Annotated in this window: 1 protein-coding gene; it reads left to right on the plus strand. The window is 66.1% G+C overall.

The annotated features are described in order from the left end of the window. A partial coding sequence (locus tag OGY07_RS01250) for an Ig-like domain-containing protein (RefSeq protein WP_286598208.1) occupies positions 1 to 354 on the plus strand: 354 nt, incomplete at both ends.

A 354-nucleotide genomic window follows, 5' to 3' on the forward strand; every position in this document is an offset into this window, starting at 1 on the left:
TCCGGCAGCGGACGTGGCGTCCATCACAACGGGGGCAGTGACGGCCAGCGTGGCAGACGCCGCCGGTAACACCGGTTCGGTCAGCCATACCCTGACCGCCGACACCGCCGCGCCGGTGGTGACCATCAACACCGTGGCGACGGACGATATCATCAACAGCGCCGAACACGGCCAGACGCAGATGGTCAGCGGCGCCGTCACCGGTGCGGCGGCGGGTGATGCGGTAGTGGTCACCATTAACAACAAAACCTACACCACGGTGGTGGATGCGGCGGGCAACTGGAGCGTCGGCGTTCCGGCGGCAGATATCACCGCCCTGAACGACGGCACCACCACTGTGTCAGTGACCGTCAC

This window comes from Citrobacter sp. Cs237 (assembly GCF_030332325.1).
GTDB lineage: Bacteria > Pseudomonadota > Gammaproteobacteria > Enterobacterales > Enterobacteriaceae > Citrobacter_A > Citrobacter_A sedlakii.